We start from the raw sequence: 19355 nt of genomic DNA, 5'->3' as shown, positions 1-19355 counted from the left end.
GGTTATCCGATTCTTCGTTTAGTATTAATTACATTTACTCCCTTAAATAATGCAGTTGATGATCCGTGCGATACGGCGTTCGACTGGCTTGGCTGGCCCTTGCCATCGTTAAAGGCGCCACCTAAGCGATAGTCGCGCTCATCACACACAGCAGCCAGAGAGTTCCAGAATTCCTGATTGGTGGCTTGGTAGGCTACGTCGTTTAACATGCCTACAATTTTGCCGCCTTTAATTTCGTAAAATAGCTGACCGCCGAACTGGAAGTTGTAGCGTTGCTGGTCTATAGAAAAAGAACCGTTACCTACAATGTAAATGCCTTTGTCAACTTTCTTAATCATATCATCTACACTCAAAGGCGTTTTGCCTGGCTGTAACGATACGTTAGGCATACGCTGAAACTGTACATCGGCCCATGTTTGCGCATAACAGCAGCCCTGCGATTCTTTTAAGCCAAGCATATGGGCTTGATCGCGAATGGCTTGGAAATTTACCAGTGTACCATCTTTTACAATCTGCCATTCTTTAGGTTTAACGCCTTCATCATCGTATCCAACAGCGCCTAATGAGCCTTTTTGATTTTTATCGGCAACAACGTTCATATTCGGGCTACCGAATTTAAAGTTGCCAGATTTGAGTTTATCTAACGTCAGGAAGCTGGTACCGGCATAGTTGGCCTCATAGCCCAATACACGGTCGAGCTCGGTAGGGTGAGCAACCGATTCGTGGATGGTCAACCATAAATGTGAAGGGTCGAGCACCAAGTCATACTTGCCTGGCTCAACGGTTTTAGCATTTACTTTTTCAGCAGCATTCTTGGTGGCATTTTTCATGTCCTCCATCATGTCATACCGGTTGCGGTAGCGGGTAACTACACCCTGCATTTTTTCGGACGCGGTAGGGGTAAGGTATTCATACCCCATGCCTACCGGCGAGCTTAACGCTGCGCGGGTTTCAAACGCACCCTTAGCAGCATCAATTTTAGTAACGCTAAAGTTTGGATATAAGCGGTGGATATCCTGATCAATGTAAGAGCCATCGGTAGAAGCAAAATATTTTTGCTCATTGATGGCCAGTATAGTAGAGTTAACAAAGTTAGCTCCGCCTGCTAAAGCAACGCCATTAGCTGCCAATAACAGGTCAACTTTCTCTTTAATCGGAACCTCAAAGGCGTTTTTCTCAATCGGGGTTTTCCAGCTTACTTCGCCGTACCCTTTTTGCGGGGCCAGTTGTACCGGCATGCCGCCAATTTTAGCGTTGGCTTTTGCTACTGCTACGGCGCGTTCTGCTGTTTTAGCTACTCCATCTTTAGTTACCACGTTGCTGGCAGCGAAGCCCCAGCAGCCGTTAACCAGCACCCGTACACCCACACCATACGATTCGGCGTTGGCTACATTAAGCACCCTGGTTTCGCGGGTAATAACGGCTTGGTTTAAATAACGCCCTATACGAATATCAGCATAAGATGCGCCTTTAGATTTGGCGGTATTGAGGGCAACATCGGCCAGTTCTTTTTTAATGCGCACATCAACCGTTTCCAGCGATTGGGCCGGGTCAATCGCTGTACCGTACGATGGCAGGTTGGGTAACATTAATGCACTTGCACCTACGCCCGACAGATAAATAAAATTTCTGCGTTTCAAGGTTTAATCCTCCTTTAGTAATTAATTTGGTATAGTTAATCGTTTGTTAGTTCGCAAACTTGCGTTCTACCCATAAAAAGGTACACGCTATCAATAAAAGTAAATAAAAATAAATTTTAGATACCTCTTTTTGTCTGTATTGCTGTATTTGTTTTGTTACAGTTAGTGTTTTGTGTTGGTTAGCCACAAAATTTTGTGTCGCAGTCATTCTTTTAAGCTTCCGGAGGCTTTCCCAACTGCGTTTTTCGTGCACAAACCAATCAATAGCGGTGTTTTTGTTGATTTTTACCGTCTGCCAGCCGGCATTTTGTGGCCAGTAGGTCAAGGTCCACTCGTACGGAATGTTTGGGTTCTGTTCTGGTGCTATACTGGTTCCGTTAATCGTAACATCTTGTGGTGCCACGCCGCTTTGCCATATAACCTGGGTGGGCTCATCTACCACGGGCAGTGCGGTAGCTAACCGCCAACTTTGCGCCGAAAATTGTTTTTTAGCAGCGCGGCTGATAAGGAGCGACCATAAGTTGCCATAATCTGCATGGTTGCCGGCCAGTAGCCAGGTATTGGTATGATTAAGCGTGGTAAACACCAGTTTGCCCGCCCCCGATAGCGTCATTGCAGCCAGTTCACGCTGATTAACGTCGGTCACCAAGCTTTGGGTATTGGGCCGGTAACTAATATACGAAGGATCGATGCTTAGTTTACCGGTGGCAGTGATTGATCCTTGCAAGGTCAGTGCTACCATCGGTTGCTCTTTGGTGGTAACGGTATTTACCGGAAAGTCGCGCTGCAGCCAAGAGGTGGTTTTGTCGGTACTGTCGGCCCGTACTATAAGTCCCAAGCCTTTCTGGGTAACCTGCTGCTTTAAAGCGACACTTTCATTGGGTGGCAAAGTTTTCAAGGCAGATAGGTCGCCAATCACTAAGTCAAACTGGTGCAGTAACGAAACAGAAAGATGCCGTAGATTTAATTTATTGAGGTTAATATAATCTTCGCTGATTTTGCCTTGACTGATAGTTGCTTTGGAGGCTACTGCATAGCCGTTTTCGCCAAGCCAGTTTTTTAAAAAGCGGTTCTCAAAGTTAGGAGCCGCATTCAGCATCAGTACCCGCAAAGGTTTAGTTGTCTCGATGGTTACAGGGATGCTTTCATTCATCAGCGTATCTTGTCCGGCCAGGGCTACTATTTGATAAACGAGCCTGCCAGTTGCCTTCGGTTTGGTTTTTAACTGAAAATAAGCGGTTTTGGCGGGCAAAATAATTACAGAGTCTGATAATGTACCCAGCCCTTTAAGCTGTAGTTTTACCGGCTTCCCATCTTGATTATTAAATTTGCCCTGCACCGCTAATTGCTCGCCGGTATTTATTTTTGATGGCCAGTTAATATTTTGTAACCCTGCCGGTGAGGGTGGAGTGTGATAACTGATGGATAGTTCATCCAGTTGAGGTAAATCGGCCTCATCAATGCCATAGCCTAAAATTTTAATTTGTTTAAAAGGGAGGCGTTGTGTGTTAAGCTCGTCCAGGGTACTCATTAACACAGCTTTTGGATAAGCTTTCTTTATTTCCTCGTCAACCGTAAACACCGGTGCAATGGCCGGAATGCTGTCTTTATTAAAGCCATTGGTGAGTAAAACAGCATCTGTTTGTGCGTCGGCTGGCGTAGTTGCACGGTAGGTAATAGGTAACGCAATGCAGGCTAAAGCAGCCAGCGAAGTCCAGATGGCCATTATTCGCCAAAGTAAACGGCGCCGGTCAGTTCGGCGGTATTCCTGCCAGCTAAACAGGAGTGCCAGTATAACGCAGATAATGATCACCGATAGTGTCCAGTTCATACTTTATATTATCGGTTTAAATTTTTGTAATAGCGTTGAGCCAATCCCATATCCGGAGCTGATAGGTTTGCCGATGGTGTTACCTTGCTTCCTGGTAAACTCTGCTGAATAGCTTTTTCTATAGTAGCCCTGTCAGCAATTGATGGCGCTGCTTTGTTATTGATGATACGGCGCAGGGCGCTTACCGCGCGCAGGTAGGTGCCGGGCTGGCTGGAAGCCTGCAACGCAAGTTGTTGTGATGCTAGTTGTAAAACGCGTTTATCGCCCGTGTTTAAAGCCGTATATCGGGATTGCTGCAATACGGTAATTGCTTTTTTTAATGTTTCGTATTTGTCTGCTGCAGGTTTGAGTGTTTGTTGGTTAACAGGTAGCCCAACTTTACTTAAATCTCCACTTAGGCGTTTTTCGGGTTTTAAAGGAGGCGGATTATAGCTGGTTTTGGCAACAAACGAGCGCGACTTTTGCTGCAAGTCTTTTAATAAGCGTAAAGCTTTGTACTCATAAGGCAAAGCCTCCTGTGGTTTAAAAAGGCGCAGCCGCAGTTCTGCTTTCCACATTTCGTTCAGAGTGGCTTTAAGCTGGGCTTTTACGGCAGGCTCTAAAAAAGTAGCGTCTTCGGCATTGTCGTGTTTATCAGTGTAGGCGTCCATAATTACGGCGGCATTACCAAAGTTTTCGGCTTTGGCTACATCCTCTTTGCCTTCGCCTTCGGCACCGCTCTCATCTTCATCACCTAAAAACTTGCCGTAACGCAGTCGCAGCATTTTTTGGTCGGTACCTAAATCATTGCAGCGGCTTTTAAACGCGGTTACCACAATGCTGTCTTTTTCTTTTAGCAGTTTTTCGGTATCCAAAATAATCTGCCGCTGACTTCTGAAATATTCGGGCTTGATATTGGCGGCCGATACAATACCATCCATGCTTAACAGCTGTGCAGTATCTTGTATAGATACAATCAAAACATCCGTGCGGCTTTTTTGCTGATGTGTATCTTGTGCCTGCAGGTAAAGGTAAAGCTCATCGCCCGGCTCCATGCCCAATTTGGGCAGGTCGATAATACGCTGCAGGTTGTATTGTTTGTTATGCTGATTAAAAGAGGTGCCAAAGTTAAACGTAGTATCTTTAAATTTAACCGACTCGCCGCTGCCTTTGGCTACGGTAGCAAAAATCAGGGCATTGCTGATGCCATAATCATCAGTAATGCTGGCATCCACAACAACCTTTGGAGCCTCGCCGGCATCAATGTGAGTGTACTGCTTGGGTGATTTAATGTGAATTACCGGTATAGCATCTTTAATAATCTGCACCTGGTACAAGTCTGAAAGTTTTCCGTTGATACTTACCTGATAAAAGCCGGGTTTGGTAATGGTGCGCGAGCCTTTCCACTCGTTTAACCGGTTGCCCTCGAGCGGCAATTTTTCACCTTCGTTAAAAATCAAAACAACGCTTTTTACCTTGATATTGGTGCTGATTATCCAGCTAACCGTTGCGCCTTCTTCGGCCTCAATGGTAAATTTATCCTGGCTGCGGGCAGGTTTACCGGTATAAGCAGGCGGCGTTATTTTGAGCAGCACACTGCTGATTTGCGGTAATACTTTTTCTGGTGGAAGCTTTTTGGCGGTAGTTTCGGACGAATGATTTTGAAGTCCGTTTGCTACTGCTGGCCAGCGCTGACCAATAAAAAAAATAATGAAACTTAACGCTACTGCCGCTGCCAGCCACCAAGCTGACTTTTTGAGCCGTTGGGTAAATATTGGCGGTTGTGCAGGCAGGTGTGCCACTGCCTTTTCCACCTTGTTTAATTGCAGCCGTTCGAGTAAGTTTAAATCAGTTGCGGGTTTAATAATCAGCGTACAGCTTTCTTCCAGTTCGGGATAGTTAAGATTTAAATAACGGCAAATAGTATTTAAGGTAGTTTTCCAGGGTTGTTTTATAATTATTAAAAGGCAAGCAATTATTATAAACAACACTATCGACCACCATAATGCTTTACTTCCCTGCCACGGAAACAATATACTGCCAACTATAACGGCGCAGGCCGCTGCAAACAAAACCTCCGCTAAAAGTTGGTAGCCTATATAGCGCTGTTGCAGTTGCTTTATTTTATATAATGCTTCCTGTTCCATTAAAATTTGTCAGCAGTTTGAGTTTTACGGTGTGCCAGCCAGCGTTCGGCCATAAATGCCAACAGTAATGCCAGCCAAAAATATCTCGACAAGTTTTTAGTTTCTATATTTTTTGAGGCGGCAATGATATGTGAATCGGTGCTTGGTCGAGGCAAGTATTGCTGGCGGCTTAATACCCGCTTTTCATTGCTGTTGATAGTATTGGATGTCGGTTCTTGCATTAGTTGTAATAACCAGGCCGGGAAATTATCATTCCAAACCAAGTTATTCCAAGTTGGGTTAAACCGGCTGTAAAAATGATAAAGCCTGGTTTTACCTTGTTGCTCCATTGCAAGCACGGGTTTGCCGGAGGCCTCCTGCCAGACCGGGGTTCGAATCCCTTCGGGTGCACTGATTAATTTATATAAATTTACTTTATTAATATCTGCAACAGCAGTGGCATACGGCCCGGCATTGCTAATCCAGCTGTTTACAGTAATTGTTTTGCCGGGCTGATAAGCTAAAACATGGCTGCAATGATTGAGATAAGCTTGGCTGATTGTCTTTTCAGAAAGCCAGAACAGCCAATCGGTATTGGCGGGTAATTGCGCCGGATTACTGATAGCTTTAACTACAGTTTTGCGTTGTGTGAACTGGTTTACCGCTTGCAAAGCCGCCTTAATATAGCCGGCATCTGATGAGTTGTTATCTGCGTAAATAGCAATATGCTGTACGGTGGTATCAATTACAGCTGGGGTTTGGTTACCGGCAATCAATGATATTTGCGCTGTCCCGTTATTGGTTTGGATATTATAAATGCTGTTGCCGGTTGATTGCCTGATGTTAGCGTAATTGTATGAGGTGCCCGAAGGACGGCTTTGCCCTTGTACTAACCTAATGTCGCCGTCCGGGGTAAACCAGGCGTTTTGGATCCAGGTACTGGTTGAATCGGCCGGGGTGTAAGTTTGCCAATGCAGTTGCAATGCTGCATCCGGTTTGGCGCCTGTAAAATACTTAGCCTGATTTGTGGTAAACAAATACACCGGTATATCTGATGATATTTTATCATCCAACTGCCGGATTAAGTTCCAGTAGTTGGTTTGCTGGTTAGTTGGTTTGATGCTGTCCTTACTCACAACAGCATCTTTAGGTGGATTTAATACCTGTGCAATATTGCCTTTGTCAAACCCCGCGTTAAAATAATGAAATTCATATCCTGCACGCGTTAGTGAGTCTACCGTTGGCTTAAATTGCTGATAGGTGGTTTTAAAATTTTCTTTCTGAATTAGTATCCAGCCTTTGGCTTTAACTACCGGTACCCGTTTTTGCCATACAGGTAAGGCCAGTACTAATGCCAATAGGGTTAGTACTAAACACCTTAAAATGAGCAAAGGGATATCCAGTAATTTTAAACTGCGGCTGCTTTTACGCGAGGCCGCATCAATCAGCCCAATGCTCCCTACCTTAAGTACCTTGCCCGGCCGGATGTTCCATGAGTGTATCAGCACCGGAATTGCTATAGCGGCGGCACCAATAAGCCAAATAGGATTTAAAAACTGGAACATAATTTTATTTAACGCTTTCTGTGGGCCGGCTTTCGATATTCTGGTTAATTTCTGATGATCAGCTTTTAAGTATATTATATGCCTTTATTTCTTTGTATTAAAAAGGTTCGCAAAGCTTCATTAAGGGGTTGCGCAGTGCTGACTATGCGATGTACGATGTGCTTGCCTAACAACTGCATCCTGATGCTTTCTAAATGATTATGTAATGCTTGCTGGTATTTTTGTTTGGCTTGTGGTCCTATCTGTATTACTTCACCGGTTTCTAAATCTTCTAATGCTGAGTAACCATTAAAATTAAAATCCAACTCGTTCTGGCCCATTAACTGGAACACTATGATCTCATGCTTAAGGGCGGCTAACGAATCAAGCAGTTTATTTATTTCGCCATCCGTTTGATACATATCGGTGATAAAAACCAGTAACTCTTTCCGGCCTGCACCTGCAAACAACTCTCTGTAATGAATGGGTTGGGTAAAAGTACCGGCAGGGTTAATGTTTTCTAACTGGTGGTATAGCCTTTGCAAATGTTGCGGATCGGGCCGTGCGGCCAGCGAAAATAAGCCACCATCTTTAAATACGTACAAGCCTGCTGCATCGCCTTGCAGGTTGGCCAGGTAAGCCAATGAAGCCGCCATAAAACGGGCGTATTCTATTTTGCTCAACGTCCCGTCGTGGTGGTTCATGGAGGCACTGGCATCTATCAAAAACCTAACGGATATGCTGGTTTCTACCTCCGACTCGCGGATATAGTACCGGTCGCTACGGGCATACATACGCCAGTCGAGCCAACGCAAATCATCGCCCGGCTGGTAGCTGCGATACTGACTAAACTCCAGTCCAGGCCCCTTCACGGTGCTTTTGTTAAAGCCGTTCATAAAACCATCAATCACCGTTTTAGCCAGCAGTGGCAGGTTTTTGATCGTCATTAAAACTTTAGGGTCAAGCATGGGTGTTATAGTGGATTTTTCTTGGCTCTTAATTTAAAATCTGTATTCTTGATTCTGTACTCTATAATCTGCTCCCCTGGCTCTGCAGTTTTAAACTCCCGGTCTTTCCAATAGCTTAATTAATTCGGCAGTAGCTTTATCTGAGGTGATGCCTTCGGCCTCTGCTTTAAAATTCATTAATACGCGATGGCGCAATACCGGTGTGGCCATCGCATGGATATCTTCCATCAACACGGCGTACCGGCCTTTGAGTAACGCTCTGGCTTTGGCGGTTAATATCAAAGCCTGGCCAGCCCGCGGACCGGCACCCCAGCGTACCCATTCTTTTACATAACTTAAGTTAGAGGTATCGGGCCGGGTAGCGCGTATCAATTCACTAACGTATCGCACTAAATCTTCGCTGATGCTTACCTGCCTCACCAGGGCCTGCGCCTGCTGTATTTCTTCGGCACTGATTACCGGGTTAACCGTGTTCTTTGACGTGCCGGTGGTGCGGTTTAAAATATCAAATTCTTCTTGCGCGGTAGGGTAGCCTATGCGTACCAGCAGTAAAAAGCGGTCTAACTGAGCTTCGGGCAGGGGATAAGTGCCTGCCTGCTCAATAGGGTTTTGAGTAGCCAGAATAAAAAATGGCCGGTCAAGCGGGTAGGTTTGTCCGCCGTAGGTTACTTCAAATTCTTGCATAGCCTCTAATAATGCCGACTGCGTTTTGGGTGGCGTACGGTTTATCTCATCGGCCAAAATAATGTTGGCAAACAAAGGGCCTTTGTTAAATTTAAAAAAACGCTTACCGGTTACGTGGTCTTCTTCTAAAATTTCGGTGCCTACAATATCGGTAGGCATCAAATCGGGTGTAAACTGTATCCGGCGAAAAGACAAGTGCAGTGCCTGCGACATGGTTTTAACTAATAAGGTTTTAGCCAGCCCTGGTACGCCTTCCAGCAAACAATGGCCGCCGGCTAAAAATGCCACCAGTAATTCATCTAAAATATGTTCCTGGCCAACAATGACCTTTTGTATCTCAATTTTTAACTGCGGCAGCTTTGCCAGCAATGATTTAACGTGTGTTTCTGTAATTTCCAAAGCGCAATTTGATATCAAAATGGTAAGTACGTGGTAAACGGCTCCACAATATATCTTGATTTAGGTTAAATGGAGTGAGATTTTGTAAAAACCTGAAATAAGTATTCAAAAATTTACAAACCAGGCAAATAAAAACCGTTAGCGGATAAAATTTTGTACTACTTTTAAAGTTTTAACACTGATGGCATTAACCTCCAAGTTTACTTTTACCCGCTTTAGCTATCATTCCGGCGATTGGGATACCGACCAGCGCATGCCGTCTAATATTTTAAACTCGCTGTTAGAGTACACTACCATTCCTATTGATAATAAAGAGAAAGTAGTGGCCCTGAGTAGTCCTGATGTGTTTAACTCGCCTTTTAGTTACCTGAGCGGTCACAAGCTGGTGCAGTTTGATGCGCAGGAGCGCGCCAACTTTAAAAAGTACGTGCAAAACGGCGGGTTTGTATTTGTGGATGACTGTAACCACGACATTGACGGCCTGTTTGCCAAATCATTCGAGGCGCAGATGTCGGCCTTGTTTGGGCCTCAGGCCATGAAAAAAATACCGAATAATCACGAAATCTACCGTTCATTCTTCACCTTTGAAAAAGGTCCGCCCAATACCTCGTTTGAGTTGAATGGCTGGGGTGATGATTTGGTGCATGATTATTTAAAGGCCATTACTATTAACGGGCGTATTGCGGTGTTGTATAGTAACAAAGATTATGGCTGTGAGTGGGATTATGATTTCAGGAACAAGCGTTTTTTGGCCGAGGATAACACTAAGTTCGGCGTAAATATTGTGGTATATGCCATGAGTTCGTAATGGTTAGGCAAACGGTAATTAAAACATTACTTTTGCAGGCCGTGCTTAGCACAACACACATACATGGATAGTTTTTTTGTTAAAGATAATGACGGTGAAAAAGGCCCTTTTACCTTTGAAGAATTAACCGACGGCCGACTGGAACCCGACGATATGGTGCGTACACCATTTAGTAACTGGACAAAAGCCAGCGATATTTTAGACTTTGCCGAGTATTTTCGTTACGAAGGATATTACTTCCCTACCGAGTCGAACTTAGCTGGGTTCGGGTACCGGTTGCTGGCCTTTATTGTTGATTACTTTGTAATCAGTATGATACTACGCCTGGAGTTTAGTTTGTTAAGAGGTTATTTGCCTGTCGAAAAACTTAATAACATCAGCCTGAGCCACCCCATCAATCCGTCTGACGTTAAAGATGTATTAATTTTACAGGGCGTGTTTTTTGTAACCGTTTGGCTGTATAACCTTATCTGCTTAGTTACCCCGTTAAGCGCTACTTTAGGGCAGGTATTGTTTAAACTAATTGTGGTTGACCAGGACGGTTTGAAGATGAGTTTCGGAAGAGCATTATTGCGCAGTTTCGTGAAGATGATATCTATTATATTTTGCTTCGTGGGATTTTTATTAGCCCTTTTTGGCGATTATAACCAAGCTGTGCATGACCGGGCGGCTAAAACTTACGTACTGCGTAAAGACGTACTTTAATATTTCAAAATTTTATTGAAGCAAGCATAAGGCTAATAATGCTTAACTTTGTATTGTTAAGATAATTGCGCATATCCTATGATGAACGCTGAAGCTGTAAAAGGGCTGCCTGGCCGTTACTGTAACTCACTCACTCAATATTCTCGTTTTGTAACCCGCGAAGTAACCATTGGTGATGTGCCAATGGGGGGCAGCAATCCCATCCGCATACAAAGCATGACCACTACCGATACCATGGATACCATAGGTACGGTTGAACAAACCATACGCATGGTTGATGCCGGTTGTGAGTATGTGCGTATCACGGCACCAAGCATCAAAGAAGCGCAAAACCTGGCCGAAATAAAAAAACAGTTACGTGCGCGTGGATACACCGTGCCGCTGGTGGCTGATATACACTTTACGCCTAACGCTGCCGAAGTGGCTGCGCGTATTGTAGAAAAGGTACGGGTTAACCCCGGCAATTACGCCGATAAAAAAAAGTTTGACGAGTTGGAGTATACCGACTTGGAATATCAGGGCGAGCTGGACCGCATCTTTCAAAAATTTACCCCGTTGGTAAATATTTGCAAAGAGTATGGTACTGCTATGCGTATCGGTACCAACCATGGCTCTTTGAGCGACCGGATCATGAGCCGTTATGGCGATACTCCGCAGGGAATGGTAGAGTCGGCTATGGAGTTTATCCGGATGTGCGAAGCACTTAATTATTATAACCTCGTCATCTCCATGAAAAGCAGTAACCCACAGGTAATGGTACAGGCTTACCGTTTACTGGTGGACACTATGGTGGCTGAAGGGATGAATTATCCGCTTCACCTGGGTGTAACCGAGGCCGGCGACGGCGAGGATGGTCGTATCAAATCGGCCGTAGGTATTGGTACTTTGCTTGAGGATGGTTTGGGCGACACCGTTCGCGTTTCTTTAACCGAGGAGCCCGAAGCCGAAGCGCCGGTAGCTATTGCTTTAGTAAATCGATATGCTTTGCGGAATCAGGAATCAAGAGTAAAGAATCAAGATAACCTACCTGCAACCGGCAACACACAACCGGTAGCACATAATCCTTACGAATATCAAAAGCGTGCTACTTTTGAGGCCAACGCCTTTATTGGCGGGCACATGGTGCCGCGGGTGGTGGTTGATTTAAGCAACCGCAATTTAAAAGACCCCTCAGTACTAAATGATGCCGGTTATTTATATTCGCCTATACTGGATAAATATAACATGGCCGACCAGTCGGTAGATTTTGTGTACCTAGCCGACCAATTGTCCTCATTTACTTTTCCGGGTAATTTAAAGCAGTTATATAATTATACTACCTGGCAAACTTTAGCTAACAAGAAAAATTGCCATCCGGTATTTACGTTATCCGAATACTTATCGGCAACCGACCGCTCGTCGGCGCTTAATCTGGTAAAGGTTAGCTTAGCCGATTTTGATGCCGCCCAGTTTAAGCAACTGGCTGATGATAAAGGACTGGTTTGGGTGTTGGAAACAAACACACTGCATGGCATGGCCGAACAGCGCAGCTTTTTCTTCAAACTGGAAGAAGCTGGTATTGATACACCGGTCATCATCAAACGTCGCTATCGTTTCGGTGAAAGCAATGTAACAGCATCTACCATACAAACCGACGCGTCGGCAGCTAATGCATTACCGTTGGTGGACATTAACAATACCCATATCCTGATTTCGGCGCAGGCCTCTACCGATGCCGTGACCCAATTGCAGTTATATGCCGCTACCGATTTGGGAGCTTTACTGGTAGACGGTTTTGGCGATGGTGTATGGATTGATGCGCCTGAATTACCAGCCTCGGTAATTACCTCAACGGCCTTCGGTATTTTACAGGCTACCCGTTCGCGTATTTCTAAAACAGAATATATTTCCTGCCCAAGCTGCGGCCGTACATTGTTTGATTTGCAGGAAACTACGCAAATGATTCGCAGCCGTACCAGTCATTTAAAAGGGCTGAAAATTGGCATTATGGGCTGTATTGTAAATGGCCCTGGCGAAATGGCCGATGCCGATTATGGTTACGTAGGTGCGGGTCCGGGTAAAATAACGCTTTACCGCGGCAAAGAAGTAGTTAAAAAGAATGTGAACACCGCCAAAGCACTTGATGAACTGATTGGTATTATTCGGGAAGATGGTAACTGGGTTGAACCTGCAGCTGACCTTTTGTAGATAATCGTGATATTTTTCGATGAAAACCCGATAGCATTATTTATTGCTACCGGGTTTTTTCGTGTTTAGACTATCGTGTACCATCATAGCAGCCAAGTCAGTAGGAGATAATCTAAACGTGATTCCTGACTGGATTTTGAGGTGTTGCTTCTGTAATGGGGCGGATTAATTCCCATCTTTACTACAGGTAAATCATTGTTGAATTACTTGAATTACTTGGATTTTGCCGAAAATAGGTTGATGTGCTAATCGAAGAAAACAGGTACTGAATATTGTACTCTTATCGGCTTGCCGTAGCGTTTGCCCGGTATCCACTTGGGAGAGAGTTTGAACACTCTGATTGCTTCTTGTGCAGCACTCGAATCCAGTGATCTTCCAATGGCTTGAATGTCTGTTAACGATCCATCGTTTTCAACTACAAAAGTAATTGTAATTCGCCCTTTGAACGGAGTTTGGGTTTTGTTGAGGTGTTGTGCTATAAATTCTTTAAATTTTTCGGGTCCGCCGTTGGGATATTGAGGGTCTGTGTCAGTAACACCGCCAAACGTAGCGTTCTGTGTGTTGTTCTCTGTGGTTGTTTTATTGTCTTTCGCTTTTTGTGCCTCAGCTTTATGGTTAAATAGGTTAATACCTAATAATACAACAGCTGCCGAAAGCCATTTCTTCCAGGCCGGAATTTGTACAGGTCGAGGTGCTAATTGTTGTTGGGTGAACCGGTCGCAAATATTGTAATTATTTTCGGCCATAATTTGGGCAAATTCCGTAGCATGGCTATCTGTAAAATCATAAACCTTTTTTTTGCATTTATTGCAAAATCGACCACCATCACTAAGGGGCATCGCTTCCCAATTTTCGTTACAATTAAACTTAAGCTTTATATTTTTGATTTCGTCTGCCATCAAAAGCTAATTTAAGGTCTGCAAAGACTTTATTTAAATACTACTGGAACAGTGTATTGTACCCTTACCGGCTGTCCGTTTTGTTTTCCCGGTTCCCATTTAGGCGATAGTTTGATTACTCTGATTGCTTCTTCTGCTGCTTTAGATTCAGTATTTCTACCAATAGCGTGTACATCGCTCAACGAGCCGTCTTTCTCAACTACAAAAGTGATATTGACACGTCCCGGTGCTTCAGCTTTTTTGTTGTTGATGTTCTGCTTTAAAAAGTTTGTAAATCCTTCAACTCCGCCCGGAAAATGTGGAAGCACTTCAACAGAAGAAGTATATACATCCCTTGTTTGGGAAAGCGTTACTTCTGCAACTTTTGGTGATTTAGCCGGAGTAGTTTGTGCATCAGCCGAATAAGCGGAGAGTGCAAAGGCTGCCGTAGCAATTATAGTAATAAGTTTAGTATTCATATACAATTAAAATTACTACTAATATTAAGTAATCAAAACCCGCTTGGCGGTATTAGATTAATGTTGTTCCAGTTTTCCTTACAGCCAAATTGGAGATGTGTATTTTTAATATAATTAACCATTGTTGTAAAAAGCAGGATGAATAGATTTATTCAACTGTAATGTACCTACATAGCATATCGATGAAGACTATGGGTTAAGTGGTGCAGGCAGTTGCAAAATAAGTTTAGTCGAATAAAACAGGGAAAGTGATATTTACCCGGCAGGGTTGGCCATGGGCTTCACCAGGCTTCCATTTAGGTGACAGTTTTATTACTCTTATTGCTTCTTCGGCTGCCTGCGGATCGTAATCAGTTCGGGCGGTGCCTATGTTGCTCAAAGAACCGTCTTTCTCAACAACAAAAGTTACGTTAATGCGAGTCGGCGTTTTAGCCTTTTTTTTATTTAAATTTTTGTCTAAAAAACGAATGAATTTTTCAATGCCACCCGGAAATTCCGGTATCTTTTCTACCTTGTAAAAAATTTCTTTCTCTGGTGCTGCTGCATTTGCTGCAGTATCTGGTTTGATTTGTGCCTTAGCGGAATAAGTAAACAAAATAAAGGCTAATGCCACCAGCGACGTGATAAGTTTAGTGTTCATATGTAAGTAAAATTACCACTATTCCCTAATAATCAAAACCCGCTTAATAGTATCAGGTTATTGTTTGTACAATAACTCATATACACATGGCACAAAATGTAGCAGAACAAGTGGTAGATATGCTGTCGGCCGCTGGTGTGAAAAGAATATACGCCGTTACCGGCGATAGTTTAAATCATATTAACGATGCCGTACGGCGTAGCGACAACAAAATACAGTGGGTGCATATGCGGCACGAAGAAGCCGGCGCGTATGCTGCGGCGGCTGAAGCAGAACTGAACGGCATTGCCTGTTGTGCGGGCAGCAGTGGTCCGGGGCACGTGCATCTGATCAATGGTTTGTATGATGCCCACCGTTCGGGGGCACCTGTTATTGCCATTGCCTCTACCTGTGCAACGCACCAGTTTGGTACCGAATATTTTCAGGAAACCAATACCATTAAACTGTTTGATGATTGCAGTTACTATAACCAGATTGCTACTACACCGGCACAACTGCCCCGTATGCTGCAGGCAGGTATACAATATGCGGTTAATAAAAAAGGAGTATCGGTAATTGGTTTGCCTGGTGATGTTACCGAAATGGAAGCCGTTGAAATACCATCATCTACCAAAAATTATTTTAACGAACCGGTAATACGGCCGTCAGACCGCGAGTTACAGAACTTAGCGGCTTTGATTAATGAGCACGAAAAGATTACCATTTTTTGCGGCATTGGTTGTGCTAATGCCCATGATGAGGTAGTGGAGCTTTCCAAGCGCTTACATGCGCCGGTGGGGTACTCATTCAGGGGTAAAATGTTTGTACAGCATGATAACCCTAACGAGGTAGGCATGACCGGCTTATTAGGCCTGCCTTCGGCCCATCAAAGTATGCATGAGTCGGACTTGCTGATTTTATTGGGCACCGATTTTCCGTATGAGCAGTTTATGCCTACCAAATGCAAAATTGTACAGGTTGATGTAAAGCCAGAGCGCATTGGCCGCAGGGCTAAGGTTGAAGTGGGTTTGTGCGGTAAAATTGAAGATACCTTACAGGCGTTGTTGCCGCTCATTCCACAAAAAACTGGTGATGACTTTTTAAAATCACAACTTGAGTTCTACAGTAAGGTTAAAGATAACCTGCAAACTTATGTAGACGACCGGGGTACTGAAAATAACATTCACCCTGAGTTTGTGGCTAACGCGATTGACCAATTGGCTAATCACAACGCTATTTTTACGGTAGATACTGGCATGAGCTGCGTTTGGGGCGCACGATACATTAGAGGGACAGGACAGCGCAGTATGTTAGGTTCTTTTAATCATGGCTCTATGGCCAATGCTATGCCGCAAGCTATTGGTGCCGCACTGGCTTGTCCCGACAGGCAAGTGATTGCTTTGTGCGGTGATGGCGGTTTATCCATGTTGTTAGGTGATTTGGCTACTATTGCCCAGTACAAACTGCCTGTTAAGATTGTGGTATTCAACAACCGCTCATTAGGTATGGTGAAACTGGAGATGGAAGTAGCCGGCCTGCCCGACTGGCAAACCGATATGCATAACCCAGATTTTGCGCTGGTAGCCCAGGCTATGGGCATTAAGGGCATCAAAGTAACCGACCCAAACAAAGTGGAGCAAACTCTTAAAGAAGCATTGCTTCACGACGGACCAGTATTGCTGGATGTAATGACCGATCCTAACGCACTGGCTATGCCGCCTAAGATTGAGTTTGGCCAGGTAAAAGGTATGGCCCTGTCTATGTCTAAACTAATGCTCAATGGCGAAATGGGTGAGGTGTGGGATACCATTAAATCTAATTATAAGCATATCAAAGACGTGTTGTAGAAAATATGTCAAATAACAAAACGGCCCCTTGCACGAAAAGTCAAGGGGCCGTTTTGTTTATAACTTCATTGGTTTAACTCATAAAAGCTTTCCACCAGTTGGAGTTGAAATTACTGCCGTTAACTTCGGTGGGTTTACCGGGTTCGGGGATAAAAAGGGTGAGATTTTCTTTAGCTGCCAGTTCGAGCAATATTTCAACCGGCTCGTACCAGGCATGTAATGCCAGATTAAACGTTCCCCAGTGTATAGGCATCATTTGTTTGCCTTTAAGCGCGATGTGTGCATTTACAGCGCTGAGCGGCCCCATGTGTATATCGGGCCAGTGCTTACCATAAGCGCCAACTTCGAGCAGGGTTAAATCAAACGGGCCATAAGCCTCGCCAATATCGCTAAAGCCATTAAACCAGCCAGAATCGGCTCCAAAAAATATATTATGGGTGTGCCCTTTAATTACAAAAGCAGACCATAAAGTTTCATTACGGTGTGTAATACCCCTGCCCGAAAAATGCCGGGCGGGCGTGGTAGTAATGGTGCAATCATCGCCGAGGCTAATTTTATCTCCCCAATCCATTTCATTAACCAAATGGCTGGCCACCCCCCATTGTTTTAAGTAACGGCCTACGCCCAGCGAAGTGTAAAAAGGCACGTCAAATTTAGCCAGTTCGCGAATAGTGCCTTCGTCAAAATGGTCGTAGTGGTCGTGCGAAATAATTACGGCATCCAGCTTAGGTAAATCGGCCAGCGGTATTGGCGCTTCAAAAAAGCGCTTGGGCCCCATCCACTGTAAAAATGATGCACGCTGGCTCCAAACCGGGTCGGTTAATATACGCTTGCCATCAATCTCAATCAGTAAACCCGAGTGCCCCATCCAGGTAATACGTAGTCCGCTTTGCGGCGGCGTTTCAAATATGGCCTTGTCGGTTTTAAATGGCCCAAGTTTTTTTCGGGGCGTATTTTCTGTTTTGTTGGTGATGTATTCCCATAAAATGGGTAACATTTTATTAAAACCAGCTTCGTCGGTAGGGATAGGGTTTTGGTATTTCTTGCCGATTTTATTTGAGCCTTTAAGTTGCATGCTTTACAAATATTGTGGTAATATACATTTCAAAGCCTGCTTTGCTTTTTTTGCTGCAATAAGTTTACAATCGGCTTATGATAAGCAGCGTCAAGCGCCTGTTTTAAAGTTTTAAAAATGCTAAGGCTTGTTTGCAAAGGTCTTGCAGTGCCGGCGGTAACTGCTGTTGTAGGTAAGGGTGCGAAGATCCAAAAACGTGGTCGGCATTCGGAATTTGCAAAAGCCGAGCATTGGGCTGCATAGCTTTCAAATCGTGTGCATGGCTCACCGTTACTACCGTATCTGCAGTGCCATGTACAATAAGCCAAGGCTGTGTAACATCCGCCGCTTTGGCCAAAATGTTCAACCGGCCCTGATGACGATCCAGATCATCGAGTAGCGTAGCTTTAACGGGCATGTCTTGTCCAGTACGTTTGTTAGGAAAGTGCAGTACTCCGCTCAACCGCCACTGCGGTTCAATTTCTTTAGGCCACAGGTTACGAAACGTAGCTACCGAAGCCATGGTAATCAAATGGCTTACCCGTTTTTCTTCGGCGGCTTTAATAATGCTGATGCCGCCGCCCATGCTATGGGCAATCAGAATTACTTTAGCGGCCGCCGGTATCACCGAGCCGCTGCAGGCAAAGTCAATCACGTATTGCAGGTCCTCAAGTTCTATGCTGAAGGTGTTTTCGCTAAATGCGATCAAATCTGTCAGGTCATCAGGTTGCTCGGGTGTGGTGCCGTTGTGCGAAAAGTTGAATTTCAGAAATCGGTAGCCATTAAGGGCGAAATGCCGGGCTATTAAATGGTGCGACCCCCAGTCTTTAAACCCCTTAAACCCATGCACAAAAATGATTAATGGCGCGTTCGGATGTACTTCATTGTAAGTAAGATCCATCAGCATAATACGGCCTTTGGCACCCGGTAGGGTATAAGTTTGATTAATAATCATATGAATGTATTAAACGTTGCCTGTCTGTTTTGTTTGCCAGTGCCAGGCCAGCCAAAGCATTAGTAAGGGTTGCAATAAAATTCTGATCCAAGCAATGGCAGGTGTAATGTGCCATGGCCCCAAATGCATCGGGGCTTGTTGCAGCATGGTAATATGCACCGGCATAAATGCAGCCAGCATTAAAATTAATAATGCAATGCCCCAATTACGAGTTAACGGAAAAATAAGCAATGCCCCAAAAATTATTTCGCAGGCACCGGCAAGGTAGTTTAATAAATGAGGGGCGGGCAGGTAGTCGGGGATAATTTTTAAGTAACCGTCCGGGTGTACGAAATGATTAACGCCGGCAATAATGTAAAATACAATCAAAACAATGAGGCTGATTTTTTTTAGCATGATATCAAGGTAGGCAACTGTTACGGCTTGCTTTGCGTATTCTCTTATAAACAGGAGATAAAATAAACGGTAATTATAATATAGCTTGCACGCGTTTAATTAAATCAATATGTTCACCTGACCAAAACATACAGCAACGCATAGTGTTTTAAGCGGCTATTTATACTCTTTCTAAATTGAGGTGTTTGACAAAGGTTTGACATAGCCCAATGTGATAAGATAGTACTTTTGTGAGTTGAATTTTTAGTACAAATAA

The 19355-nt window shown here is 44.2% G+C and carries 16 protein-coding genes; 4 read left to right on the top strand and 12 right to left on the bottom strand.

Annotation, left to right across the window (positions count from 1 at the left end; all coding sequences use genetic code 11):
• Nucleotides 1–2 precede the first annotated feature (2 nt).
• From AAGR14_RS19315 to AAGR14_RS19290, 6 genes are all read right to left on the bottom strand, one after another.
• On the bottom strand, nucleotides 3–1640 hold the full coding sequence (locus AAGR14_RS19315; RefSeq protein ID WP_342645881.1) for a TldD/PmbA family protein: 1638 nt from the start codon (nucleotides 1638–1640) through the stop codon (nucleotides 3–5).
• Between the two features lie 46 nt (nucleotides 1641–1686).
• Complete coding sequence (locus tag AAGR14_RS19310; protein WP_342645880.1) at nucleotides 1687–3471, bottom strand: hypothetical protein; 1785 nt, start codon at nucleotides 3469–3471, stop codon at nucleotides 1687–1689.
• Between the two features lie 8 nt (nucleotides 3472–3479).
• Nucleotides 3480–5597 carry a DUF4175 family protein gene (locus AAGR14_RS19305; protein WP_342645879.1) on the bottom strand — a complete coding sequence of 706 codons (2118 nt, stop codon included), beginning with the start codon at nucleotides 5595–5597 and terminating at the stop codon, nucleotides 3480–3482.
• Nucleotides 5597–7141 carry a BatA domain-containing protein gene (locus AAGR14_RS19300; RefSeq protein WP_342645878.1) on the bottom strand — a complete coding sequence of 515 codons (1545 nt, stop codon included), beginning with the start codon at nucleotides 7139–7141 and terminating at the stop codon, nucleotides 5597–5599. Before AAGR14_RS19300 ends, AAGR14_RS19305 begins: the two co-directional genes overlap by 1 nt.
• A gap of 74 nt (nucleotides 7142–7215) precedes the next feature.
• A complete protein-coding gene (locus AAGR14_RS19295) occupies nucleotides 7216–8088 on the bottom strand; it encodes a DUF58 domain-containing protein (RefSeq protein ID WP_342645877.1) in 873 nt (290 codons plus the stop codon).
• Between the two features lie 90 nt (nucleotides 8089–8178).
• Entirely contained in the window at nucleotides 8179–9171 is a 993-nt protein-coding gene (locus tag AAGR14_RS19290) for a MoxR family ATPase (RefSeq protein WP_342645876.1), read from the bottom strand.
• A 181-nt stretch (nucleotides 9172–9352) separates the two neighbouring features.
• Between AAGR14_RS19290 and AAGR14_RS19285 the strand changes: the two genes are divergently transcribed.
• The 3 genes from AAGR14_RS19285 to ispG all read left to right on the top strand — a co-directional run bounded on the left by AAGR14_RS19285 (nucleotide 9353) and on the right by ispG (nucleotide 12871).
• Nucleotides 9353–9979, top strand: coding sequence for a DUF4159 domain-containing protein (locus AAGR14_RS19285; RefSeq protein WP_342645875.1), 627 nt, complete (start codon nucleotides 9353–9355; stop codon nucleotides 9977–9979).
• Nucleotides 9980–10042: 63 nt separating this feature from the next.
• Nucleotides 10043–10684, top strand: a complete 642-nt coding sequence (locus AAGR14_RS19280) for an RDD family protein (protein ID WP_342645874.1) — start codon at nucleotides 10043–10045, stop codon at nucleotides 10682–10684.
• A gap of 81 nt (nucleotides 10685–10765) precedes the next feature.
• Complete coding sequence (ispG, locus tag AAGR14_RS19275; protein ID WP_342648708.1) at nucleotides 10766–12871, top strand: (E)-4-hydroxy-3-methylbut-2-enyl-diphosphate synthase; 2106 nt, start codon at nucleotides 10766–10768, stop codon at nucleotides 12869–12871.
• A gap of 245 nt (nucleotides 12872–13116) precedes the next feature.
• Here the strand turns inward: ispG and AAGR14_RS19270 are convergent, their stop codons facing one another.
• From AAGR14_RS19270 to AAGR14_RS19260, 3 genes are all read right to left on the bottom strand, one after another.
• Complete coding sequence (locus AAGR14_RS19270) at nucleotides 13117–13770, bottom strand: energy transducer TonB (protein ID WP_342645873.1); 654 nt, start codon at nucleotides 13768–13770, stop codon at nucleotides 13117–13119.
• Nucleotides 13771–13799: 29 nt separating this feature from the next.
• Complete coding sequence (locus AAGR14_RS19265; RefSeq protein WP_342645872.1) at nucleotides 13800–14228, bottom strand: energy transducer TonB; 429 nt, start codon at nucleotides 14226–14228, stop codon at nucleotides 13800–13802.
• 226 nt (nucleotides 14229–14454) lie between these two features.
• On the bottom strand, nucleotides 14455–14868 hold the full coding sequence (locus tag AAGR14_RS19260; protein ID WP_342645871.1) for an energy transducer TonB: 414 nt from the start codon (nucleotides 14866–14868) through the stop codon (nucleotides 14455–14457).
• 86 nt (nucleotides 14869–14954) lie between these two features.
• On the opposite strand from AAGR14_RS19260, the gene AAGR14_RS19255 reads away from it, so the two are divergent.
• Complete coding sequence (locus AAGR14_RS19255) at nucleotides 14955–16694, top strand: thiamine pyrophosphate-dependent enzyme (RefSeq protein ID WP_342645870.1); 1740 nt, start codon at nucleotides 14955–14957, stop codon at nucleotides 16692–16694.
• Between the two features lie 73 nt (nucleotides 16695–16767).
• On the opposite strand, the gene AAGR14_RS19250 is transcribed toward AAGR14_RS19255, so the two are convergent.
• From AAGR14_RS19250 to AAGR14_RS19240, 3 genes are all read right to left on the bottom strand, one after another.
• Nucleotides 16768–17769, bottom strand: coding sequence for an MBL fold metallo-hydrolase (locus AAGR14_RS19250; RefSeq protein ID WP_342645869.1), 1002 nt, complete (start codon nucleotides 17767–17769; stop codon nucleotides 16768–16770).
• Nucleotides 17770–17872: 103 nt separating this feature from the next.
• Nucleotides 17873–18703, bottom strand: coding sequence for an alpha/beta fold hydrolase (locus AAGR14_RS19245; RefSeq protein WP_342645868.1), 831 nt, complete (start codon nucleotides 18701–18703; stop codon nucleotides 17873–17875).
• 9 nt (nucleotides 18704–18712) lie between these two features.
• Entirely contained in the window at nucleotides 18713–19099 is a 387-nt protein-coding gene (locus AAGR14_RS19240) for a MauE/DoxX family redox-associated membrane protein (RefSeq protein WP_342645867.1), read from the bottom strand.
• Nucleotides 19100–19355 lie beyond the last annotated feature (256 nt).

The sequence above is a fragment of the Mucilaginibacter sp. CSA2-8R genome, assembly GCF_038806765.1.
Lineage (GTDB): Bacteria > Bacteroidota > Bacteroidia > Sphingobacteriales > Sphingobacteriaceae > Mucilaginibacter.
This window is presented reverse-complemented; position numbering and strand designations above follow the sequence as displayed.

Excerpts from the sequence above, each read along its gene's own strand:
- AAGR14_RS19310 (WP_342645880.1), bottom strand. The coding sequence starts at position 3,471 with ATGAACTGGACACTATCGGTGATCATTATCTGCGTTATACTGGCACTC.
- AAGR14_RS19305 (WP_342645879.1), bottom strand. The coding sequence starts at position 5,597 with ATGGAACAGGAAGCATTATATAAAATAAAGCAACTGCAACAGCGCTAT.
- AAGR14_RS19300 (WP_342645878.1), bottom strand. The coding sequence starts at position 7,141 with ATGTTCCAGTTTTTAAATCCTATTTGGCTTATTGGTGCCGCCGCTATA.
- AAGR14_RS19295 (WP_342645877.1), bottom strand. The coding sequence starts at position 8,088 with ATGCTTGACCCTAAAGTTTTAATGACGATCAAAAACCTGCCACTGCTG.
- AAGR14_RS19285 (WP_342645875.1), top strand. The coding sequence starts at position 9,353 with ATGGCATTAACCTCCAAGTTTACTTTTACCCGCTTTAGCTATCATTCC.
- AAGR14_RS19280 (WP_342645874.1), top strand. The coding sequence starts at position 10,043 with ATGGATAGTTTTTTTGTTAAAGATAATGACGGTGAAAAAGGCCCTTTT.
- ispG (WP_342648708.1), top strand. The coding sequence starts at position 10,766 with ATGAACGCTGAAGCTGTAAAAGGGCTGCCTGGCCGTTACTGTAACTCA.
- AAGR14_RS19270 (WP_342645873.1), bottom strand. The coding sequence starts at position 13,770 with ATGGCAGACGAAATCAAAAATATAAAGCTTAAGTTTAATTGTAACGAA.
- AAGR14_RS19265 (WP_342645872.1), bottom strand. The coding sequence starts at position 14,228 with ATGAATACTAAACTTATTACTATAATTGCTACGGCAGCCTTTGCACTC.
- AAGR14_RS19260 (WP_342645871.1), bottom strand. The coding sequence starts at position 14,868 with ATGAACACTAAACTTATCACGTCGCTGGTGGCATTAGCCTTTATTTTG.
- AAGR14_RS19255 (WP_342645870.1), top strand. The coding sequence starts at position 14,955 with ATGGCACAAAATGTAGCAGAACAAGTGGTAGATATGCTGTCGGCCGCT.
- AAGR14_RS19250 (WP_342645869.1), bottom strand. The coding sequence starts at position 17,769 with ATGCAACTTAAAGGCTCAAATAAAATCGGCAAGAAATACCAAAACCCT.
- AAGR14_RS19245 (WP_342645868.1), bottom strand. The coding sequence starts at position 18,703 with ATGATTATTAATCAAACTTATACCCTACCGGGTGCCAAAGGCCGTATT.
- AAGR14_RS19240 (WP_342645867.1), bottom strand. The coding sequence starts at position 19,099 with ATGCTAAAAAAAATCAGCCTCATTGTTTTGATTGTATTTTACATTATT.